Here is an 8210-nt window from a genome sequence, read left to right on the forward strand (position 1 = left end):
TGGCACCCTACCGTCAGGGGGTCACCATGATCTTGCAGTGCGTGTCGGGGTCGGCGAGTTCGTCGAATGCGGCGCCGACGCCTTCTAGTCCCACCTCGCCGGTGATCAGCGGCGAGACATCGATGCGCCCGTCGGCGATGGCGCGCAACGTCTCCGCGAACTCGTTGTGGTCATAGGAGTTGACGAACTGGACGTTGATCTCCTTGGCGATGCCGAACAACGGCGTGACCGTGTCGGGCTGCATGCACACTCCGGCCACCACCAGGCGGCTGCCCAACGGAGCCCTGCGCATGACGTCGTCGATGATCCCGGGGACGCCGACGGCCTCGAAGGTCACCGCGGGTGTCGCGCCGTCGAACGGAGAACCCTGCGCGGGATCGAGGGTCACGTGCGCGCCCATCGTCGCGGCGAGTTCCCGCCGGCGCACCGAGAAGTCCGCCGCCGCAACGTGTTCGATGCCCTTGAGTCGCAGGGCGGCGATGATCGCGATGCCGATCGGACCGCAGCCGATCACCAGCGCGGCCTCGCCGGGGGCGATGTTGGATTTGTTGACGGCGTGCAACCCGACCGCCATCGGTTCGGTCAGCGCGGCGTGCCGAGGGTCGACACCGTCGGGCACGCTCAGCAGTAGCGGCACCGACAGCAGCATCCTCTCGGCGTATCCACCGAGCACGGTGTTGCTGGACATGATCGGCTCGAAGCCCTTGGGCGACAACAACACCGGTAGCGACGTGACAAGAGTTCCTGCAGCGGGCGCGTCGGTGCCCGGACCGGCCTGGAGGATCTCAGCGCTGAATTCGTGGCCCATGAACACGTCGTTGCCGAGGTCGACGGGCAGGCCTCCTTGCACCGGCATACCGGTGATCTCGCGAGTCAGCCGCACCATCTGGTCGCCGTGTTTGGCGAAGTGCAGATCCGAACCGCAGATCCCACAAGCCTTGACCGCGACCAGTACCTGACCCTCTTGGGGAACCGGTTCGGGCACGTCGTCCCGGACCACCATCTGTCCGCCTCGCAGTACGGCAGCGCGCATTCACCAATCCAATCGGTTCAAGAACTCCAGCAGCGCGGCGTTGACCGCCGCGGGCCGCTCCTGCGGCAGCCAGTGCCCCCCGTCGATCATCACCTCGCGGTAGTCGCCCGAAACCACCTCGCGGGCGCGGTCCCGCCGGGCGAAGGCCTGGGTCGGATCCTCTGTGGCGCCGACGAACAACGCGGGCACGCCGATGGTCGTCGCCGGGGTGTTCGCCGTCAGCTCCCAGTTGCGGTCGAAGCAGCGGTACCAGTTGAGCGCACCGGTGAAGCCCGTGCGGGTGAACTCCTCGATGTAGTGGTCGAGTTCGCGCTCGTTGATCCAGTCGGGCAGGCCGTCGGGCTCGGGGATACGGGACAAGAGCCCAGCCGGTCCCTGCGCGATCATCCGGTCGCCGACGAGCCCGCCCTTCGACGAGGCCGTCGACGCGAGCAGCTTGCGGATCGACGTGGCGGGGTCTCGGTTGAGCTCCGCGTCGGCCGGACCCGGCTCCTGGAAGTAGAGGATGTAGAAGAACTTCTCGCCGAAGATGCGCCGGAACGCCTGCGTCGTGGGCACCCGCGAGCGAGGCACCGGCGGTGTGCAGACACCGACTACCCCGGCGAAGCGGTCCGGATGCAGCAGCGGCGCAGCCCACGCCACCACCCCGCCGAAGTCGTGGCCGACGATGACTGCGCGGTCGGCGCCGACGTCGTCGAGCAGTCCGACGACGTCAGCGCTCAGCTCCACGACGGTGTAGGCGTCGACGGCCTCGGGCTTGGACGACTGCCCGTAGCCGCGCTGATCGGGAGCCAGCACGTGATAGCCCGCCTTGGCCAATGCGGGCAGCTGGTGGCGCCAGGAGAACCCCAGTTCGGGAAAACCGTGGGCGAGTACCACCAGCGGAGCGCCCGGTTCGCCCGCCTCGAGCACCCGCAGGCGGACGCCGTTGGTCTCGACGAACCGCTCGGTCCAGGTGATCACGATCCCCACCCAAGCACAGTCCTGGGCGCGCGAGTGTGTGGTTGAAGCACGCCGCCGCGGCCGGCAGCGTGCGGGTAACCCACGTTCGCCGGGACGTCGGGAGAACCGTCGGGAACCTTGGTTCGTTGGTCTAGCGGTAGCCTGAACTATTCCAACCGCGTACTTGTTGGAGAGGTTTCGACGGCTTGAAAAGGCATTGGAAGGCAGGAGTGGTCGCTGACGGCCGGGGACAACGGCCCGCCACGCGGCCGGACGACGACGGATAGTTGATGAATCGGAAAAATGTCATCCGCACGCTGAGCGTGATAGCGGTCGTGCTGTTGCTGGGGTGGTCCTTCTACTACTTCAGCGACGACACGCGGGGTTACAAGCCCATCGACACGTCGGTGGCGGTCGCCCAGATCACCAGCGACAACGTCAAGAGCGCGCAGATCGACGACCGGGAACAGCAGCTGCGGCTCGAACTCAAGAGCGGCAACGGCGACACCGAGAACAGCGACAAGATCCTCACCAAGTATCCGACCGGGTACGGGGTCACGCTGTTCGAGGCGCTTCAGGACAAGAACGTCAAGACCAACACGGTCGTCAACCAGGGCAGCATGCTCGGCTCGCTGCTGATCTACCTGCTGCCGCTGTTGCTGCTGGTCGGACTGTTCGTGATGTTCTCCCGCATGCAGACCGGCGGCCGGATGGGCTTCGGGTTCGGCAAGTCCAAAGCCAAGATGCTCAACAAGGACATGCCGAGCACCACCTTCGCCGACGTCGCCGGCGTCGACGAGGCCGTCGAAGAGCTCTACGAGATCAAGGACTTCCTGCAGAACCCGTCGCGGTATCAGGCGCTGGGCGCCAAGATCCCCAAGGGCGTGTTGCTGTTCGGCCCGCCCGGCACCGGTAAGACGCTGCTGGCGCGCGCCGTGGCCGGCGAGGCCGGGGTGCCGTTCTTCACGATCTCGGGCTCGGACTTCGTCGAGATGTTTGTCGGCGTCGGCGCCTCCCGCGTGCGCGACCTGTTCGAGCAGGCCAAGCAGAACAGCCCCTGCATCATCTTCGTCGACGAGATCGACGCCGTCGGCCGTCAGCGCGGCGCCGGCCTGGGCGGCGGCCACGACGAACGCGAGCAGACACTCAACCAGCTGCTGGTCGAGATGGACGGCTTCGGCGACCGTCAGGGCGTCATCCTGATCGCGGCCACGAACCGGCCCGACATCCTCGACCCGGCCCTGCTGCGGCCGGGCCGCTTCGACCGCCAGATCCCGGTCTCCAACCCCGACCTTGCCGGCCGTCGCGCCGTGCTCAAGGTGCACTCCGCGGGTAAGCCGATCGCCCCCGACGCCGACCTCGACGGGCTGGCCAAGCGCACCGTCGGCATGTCCGGTGCCGACCTGGCCAACGTCATCAACGAGGCCGCACTGCTGACCGCCCGCGAGAACGGCACGGTGATCACCGGTCCGGCGCTGGAGGAGGCCGTCGACCGCGTCGTGGGCGGGCCCCGGCGTAAGAGCCGCATCATCAGCGAGCAGGAGAAGAAGATCACCGCCTATCACGAGGGCGGGCACACGCTCGCCGCGTGGGCGATGCCGGACATCGACCCGATCTACAAGGTGACGATCCTGGCCCGCGGCCGCACCGGTGGCCACGCGATGGCGGTCCCCGAAGACGACAAGGGCCTGATGACCCGCTCGGAGATGATCGCGCGGCTGGTGTTCGCGATGGGTGGACGCGCGGCCGAGGAACTGGTGTTCCGGGAGCCGACCACCGGCGCGGTGTCCGACATCGAGCAGGCCACCAAGATCGCCCGCGCGATGGTCACCGAGTACGGCATGAGCTCCAAGCTCGGCGCGGTGCGCTACGGCACCGAGCACGGCGATCCGTTCCTGGGCCGCACCATGGGCACCCAGGCCGACTACAGCCACGAGGTCGCTCAGATCATCGACGATGAGATCCGCAAGCTCATCGAGGCCGCCCACACCGAGGCCTGGGAGATCCTGACCGAGTACCGCGACGTGCTCGACACCCTCGCCGGCGAGTTGTTGGAGAAGGAGACGCTGCACCGCCGTGAGCTCGAGGAGATCTTCGGCGACGTGAAGAAGCGCCCGCGGCTGACCATGTTCGACGACTTCGGCGGGCGGGTGCCATCCGACAAGCCGCCGATCAAGACCCCTGGCGAGCTCGCGATCGAGCGCGGCGAGGAATGGCCGAAACCGGTGCCCGAACCCGCTTTCAAGGCCGCGATCGCCGCGGCCACCAAGGCCGCCGAAGCCACCAAGGTGGCCGAGGGCGGGCCCAACGGCGCCAACGGCAGCGGTAACGGTTCCTCCGGTCCGACACAGCCGGACTACGGCGCCCCCGCGGGATGGCACGCACCGGGCTGGCCGCCGCCGCCACAGCAGCAGCAGCAACAGCCCCCCGTCCAACAGCCGCACGGCTACTGGTATCCGCCGCCGCACCAGGGTTGGCAACAGCAGCAGCCCTATCCGTCGTATCCGCAGCAGGGGCCACCGCAGCAACAGGGTGGGCCACCCCAACCGCACGAGGACAAGGGTCAGGACAACAGCCGGCGTAACGGCTGACAGACCGACCGGCTCACAGGAGGCTCCATTGGCGCAGTCCCAGCACAACTCTGTCACCTTCAGCCCCGCGAACTTCGACCAGGCGCGCGCTGAGGCGGCGGTCCGCGAACTGCTGCTCGCGGTGGGGGAGGACCCAAACCGGCACGGCCTGGAGTCCACGCCCGCGCGGGTCGCGCGGGCGTATAAGGAGCTGTTCGCCGGCCTCTACATCGATCCGGATTCGGTGCTGGACACCACCTTCGACGAGCAGCACGACGAGCTTGTGTTGGTCAAGCAGATCCCGATGTACTCGACGTGCGAACACCACCTGGTGTCGTTCCACGGCGTCGCGCACGTCGGCTACATCCCAGGCCAGGACGGCCGCGTCACCGGGTTGTCCAAGATCGCCCGGCTGGTAGATCTCTACGCCAAGCGACCGCAGGTGCAGGAACGGCTCACCGGTCAGATCGCGGACGCGATGATGCGCAAACTCGATCCGCGAGGTGTGATCGTCGTGGTCGAGGCCGAGCACCTGTGCATGGCGATGCGTGGGGTGCGCAAGCCGGGCGCGGTGACGACCACATCCGCCGTGCGCGGACAGTTCAAGGTCGACGCGGCATCGAGGGCCGAGGCGCTGGACCTGATATTGCGCAAGTGAACTCGACACGGGTGCGAGTCATGGGGGTCGTGAACGTCACCGACGACTCCTTCTCCGACGGAGGGCTATTCCTCGACCGCGACCGCGCCGTCGAGCACGGGCTCGAGCTGGTCGGCCAAGGCGCGGCGATCGTCGACGTTGGCGGTGAGTCCACTCGCCCCGGGGCGACGCGCATCGACCCCGACGTCGAGAAATCGCGGGTGTGCCCGGTCATCAGGGAGCTCGCCGCCCACGGCGTCACCGTCAGCATCGACACCATGCACGCCGATGTCGCGCGCGCCGCGCTCGAGAACGGCGCCCACATCGTCAACGACGTCTCCGGCGGGCGCGCGGACCCGGACATGGCGCCGTTGCTCGCTGACGCGAAAGTGCCGTGGGTGCTGATGCATTGGCGCTCGGTGGGCGCGGACCGGCCGCACGCGGTGCCCGCCTATCGGAACGTGGTCGACGAGGTCCGGACCGAACTGCTCGCCAGTGTGGACGCCGCGGTGGCCGCCGGCGTCGACGCGGCCAACGTCATCATCGATCCGGGGCTGGGCTTCGCCAAGACGGGCGACCACAACTGGGCGCTGTTGCGTGCGCTGCCCGAATTCGTGGCCACCGGCATCCCGGTGCTCGTCGGCGCATCGCGCAAACGCTTCCTCGGAACGCTGCTCGCGGACTCCGAGGGACAACCGCGGCCGCCGGACGGGCGGGAGACCGCGACGGCGGTGATCTCGGCGCTGGCGGGTCTGCACGGCGCCTGGGGCGTGCGGGTGCACGATGTGCGCGCCTCGGTCGACGCGGTCAAGGTGTTGGAGGCGTGGTCGCATGGCTGACCGAATCGAGTTGCGGGGCTTGCGAGTTCGCGGCTATCACGGCGTCTACGAGCACGAGCGTCGCGACGGCCAGGACTTCATCGTCGACATCACGGTATGGATCGACCTCGCGGCCGCGGCGGCCAGTGACGACCTCGCCGACACCCTGGACTACGGTGCGTTGGCGCAGCGGGCGGCCGACGTCATCGCCGGACCGCCGCGGGACCTGATCGAGACGGTGGCCGCAGAGATCGCCGAGGGCGTCATGGAAGACGAGCGAGTGCATGCCGTCGAGGTGGTCCTGCACAAGCCCGCCGCACCGATCCCGCTGGCGTTCTCCGACGTCGCGGTCGTCGCGCGTCGTTCGCGGCGCGGTCGGGGTGGCCCTTGACCACCGCGGTTCTGTCGATCGGGTCGAATCTCGGCGACCGGCTGGCGATGCTTCGGTCGGTCGCCGACGGACTCGGCGGTGCGCTGCGCGCGGCGTCGCCGGTGTACGAGACCGCGCCGTGGGGCGGTGTCGAGCAGGGGCCGTTCCTCAACGCCGTCCTCATCGCCGACGATCCCGCGCTCGACGGCCACGGTTGGCTACGGCGCGCCCACGACTTCGAACGAGCCGCCGAGCGGGTGCGCGAACAGCGGTGGGGCCCCCGCACGCTCGACGTCGACATCGTGACCTGCCGAACCGGGGGACGTGAGTTGATCTCGCAGGACGCCGAGCTGACGCTGCCGCATCCGCGTGCCCATGAACGGGCGTTCGTGTTGGTGCCGTGGCTGGCGGTGGAACCGAACGCGGCGCTGACGGTCGCAGGCGAGCCGCGCCGGGTCGACGAACTGCTCTGGGCGCTCGAAACGGCCGAACGCGAAGGCGTCCACCGCACCGAGTTGGTGTTGCGCTGATGGGGCCGACGCGCAAGCGCGACCTCGCGGCCGCTGCGGTGCTCACCGCTGTCGTCGGCTATTTGCTCGTGCTGGCGTCGTACCGATGGTTCCCGCCGATAACCCTGTGGACGGGTGTCTCGCTGCTGGCCGTCGCGATCGCCGAAGCGGGCTGGGCGTTCCACGTGCGAGCGAAGATCAACGACGGTGAGATCGGCGTGGGATCCGGCCGGCTGAACCCCCTCGCGGTGGCGAGGTCGGTGGTGATCGCCAAGGCCTCGGCGTGGGTTGGCGCGCTGGTGTTCGGTTGGTGGGTGGCCGTCCTGGTCTACCTGTTGCCGCGTCGCTCCACTCTGCGCGTCGCCGCCGAGGACACCGCGGGCGCCGCGGTGGCCGCCGGGTGTGCGCTGGCTCTGGTGGTTGCTGCGCTGTGGTTGCAGCATTGCTGCAAGTCGCCGGGTGAGCCGCCGGAGAACCCCAATGGGGCAACGGATTAACGAAGTTCGGCCGACGCGAGAACGAATCGCCGACGAGGCGACACGCGGAGTGACCTGTGACAGGTACAGTCGCCCCCATGACCGATCCGACCCGCAGCGCACGCTATCGGCGTGCCGGCCGCAGGCCGGGTTGGATGCTGTTGACCGCGTTGCTGGTGCTGGCGATCGCGGCCAGCTCCGCCCTGGTGTTCACCGATCGGGTGGAGCTGCTCAAGCTGGCGGTCATCCTGGCGTTGTGGGCGGCGGTGGTCGCGGCGTTCGTCTCGGTCATCTACCGACGGCAGAGCGATGTCGACCAGGCCAAGGTGCGCGACCTCAAGCTCGTCTACGACCTGCAGCTGGACCGTGAGATCTCGGCGCGGCGCGAATACGAGCTGTCGTTGGAGACGCAACTGCGCCGCGAACTGGAAGCCGAGGTGCGCGCCCAGGCCGCCGACGAGATGGCGACGTTGCGGGCCGAACTGTCCGCGCTGCGCGCCAACCTGGAGATCCTCTTCGATGCGGACCTGTCGCACCGGCCCGCCATCGAGCCCGAGCGCACGACGGTGCGCGCCTACAGCGACTGGGCGCGGGATTCGGAGACCACGGGACGCGTCAGCAGCAGCCGCATCGACGAATACCGGCCTGACATCGAAGAGAGGACCGAGGAAAGTCCGATCATCGATGTGCCCGCCGAACCCCAACCGCCGGAATTCGATTGGCAGCCCACCGCCGAGCGCGGTGGGGCGCACCGCAGGGCCGGCGACGCCGACTGGGGTCGCCAGCCGGCCGAGGAGCCTGTCTCTTATACACATCTCCGAGCCAACGAGACCGATCAGTATCTCGTATGGGGTC

General features: G+C 68.5%; 9 protein-coding genes. 7 read left to right on the forward strand and 2 right to left on the reverse strand.

All coding sequences use genetic code 11. From position 1 onward, the window contains the following. Positions 1-13 precede the first annotated feature (13 nt). Together A5759_RS08210 and A5759_RS08215 are read right to left on the reverse strand one after the other, a co-directional pair. Positions 14-1033, reverse strand: a complete 1020-nt coding sequence (locus A5759_RS08210) for a zinc-binding dehydrogenase (protein WP_068196078.1) — start codon at positions 1031-1033, stop codon at positions 14-16. Next, entirely contained in the window at positions 1034-1999 is a 966-nt protein-coding gene (locus tag A5759_RS08215; protein WP_068196148.1) for an alpha/beta fold hydrolase, read from the reverse strand. It lies immediately after the preceding gene. A gap of 266 nt (positions 2000-2265) precedes the next feature. On the opposite strand from A5759_RS08215, the gene ftsH reads away from it, so the two are divergent. The 7 genes from ftsH to A5759_RS08250 all read left to right on the forward strand — a co-directional run. Further along, entirely contained in the window at positions 2266-4566 is a 2301-nt protein-coding gene (gene ftsH, locus A5759_RS08220) for an ATP-dependent zinc metalloprotease FtsH (protein WP_068196081.1), read from the forward strand. A gap of 28 nt (positions 4567-4594) precedes the next feature. Further along, entirely contained in the window at positions 4595-5203 is a 609-nt protein-coding gene (gene folE / locus A5759_RS08225; protein ID WP_066847126.1) for a GTP cyclohydrolase I FolE, read from the forward strand. A gap of 20 nt (positions 5204-5223) precedes the next feature. After that, entirely contained in the window at positions 5224-6021 is a 798-nt protein-coding gene (gene folP, locus A5759_RS08230; protein ID WP_066847128.1) for a dihydropteroate synthase, read from the forward strand. Continuing rightward, on the forward strand, positions 6014-6391 hold the full coding sequence (folB, locus tag A5759_RS08235; protein ID WP_066847132.1) for a dihydroneopterin aldolase: 378 nt from the start codon (positions 6014-6016) through the stop codon (positions 6389-6391). The genes folP and folB overlap by 8 nt, the downstream gene beginning before the upstream one ends. Beyond that, on the forward strand, positions 6388-6900 hold the full coding sequence (gene folK, locus A5759_RS08240; protein ID WP_068196086.1) for a 2-amino-4-hydroxy-6-hydroxymethyldihydropteridine diphosphokinase: 513 nt from the start codon (positions 6388-6390) through the stop codon (positions 6898-6900). The genes folB and folK overlap by 4 nt, the downstream gene beginning before the upstream one ends. Continuing rightward, entirely contained in the window at positions 6900-7376 is a 477-nt protein-coding gene (locus A5759_RS08245) for a DUF3180 domain-containing protein (protein WP_066847137.1), read from the forward strand. The genes folK and A5759_RS08245 overlap by 1 nt, the downstream gene beginning before the upstream one ends. Before the next feature lie 77 nt (positions 7377-7453). Continuing rightward, on the forward strand, positions 7454-8210 hold a 757-nt coding region (locus tag A5759_RS08250; RefSeq protein WP_369816180.1), incomplete at its 3' end, for a DUF6779 domain-containing protein.

It is taken from the genome of Mycobacterium sp. 852014-52144_SCH5372336, assembly GCF_001665615.1.
In the GTDB taxonomy this organism is placed as follows: Bacteria; Actinomycetota; Actinomycetes; order Mycobacteriales; family Mycobacteriaceae; genus Mycobacterium; species Mycobacterium neumannii_A.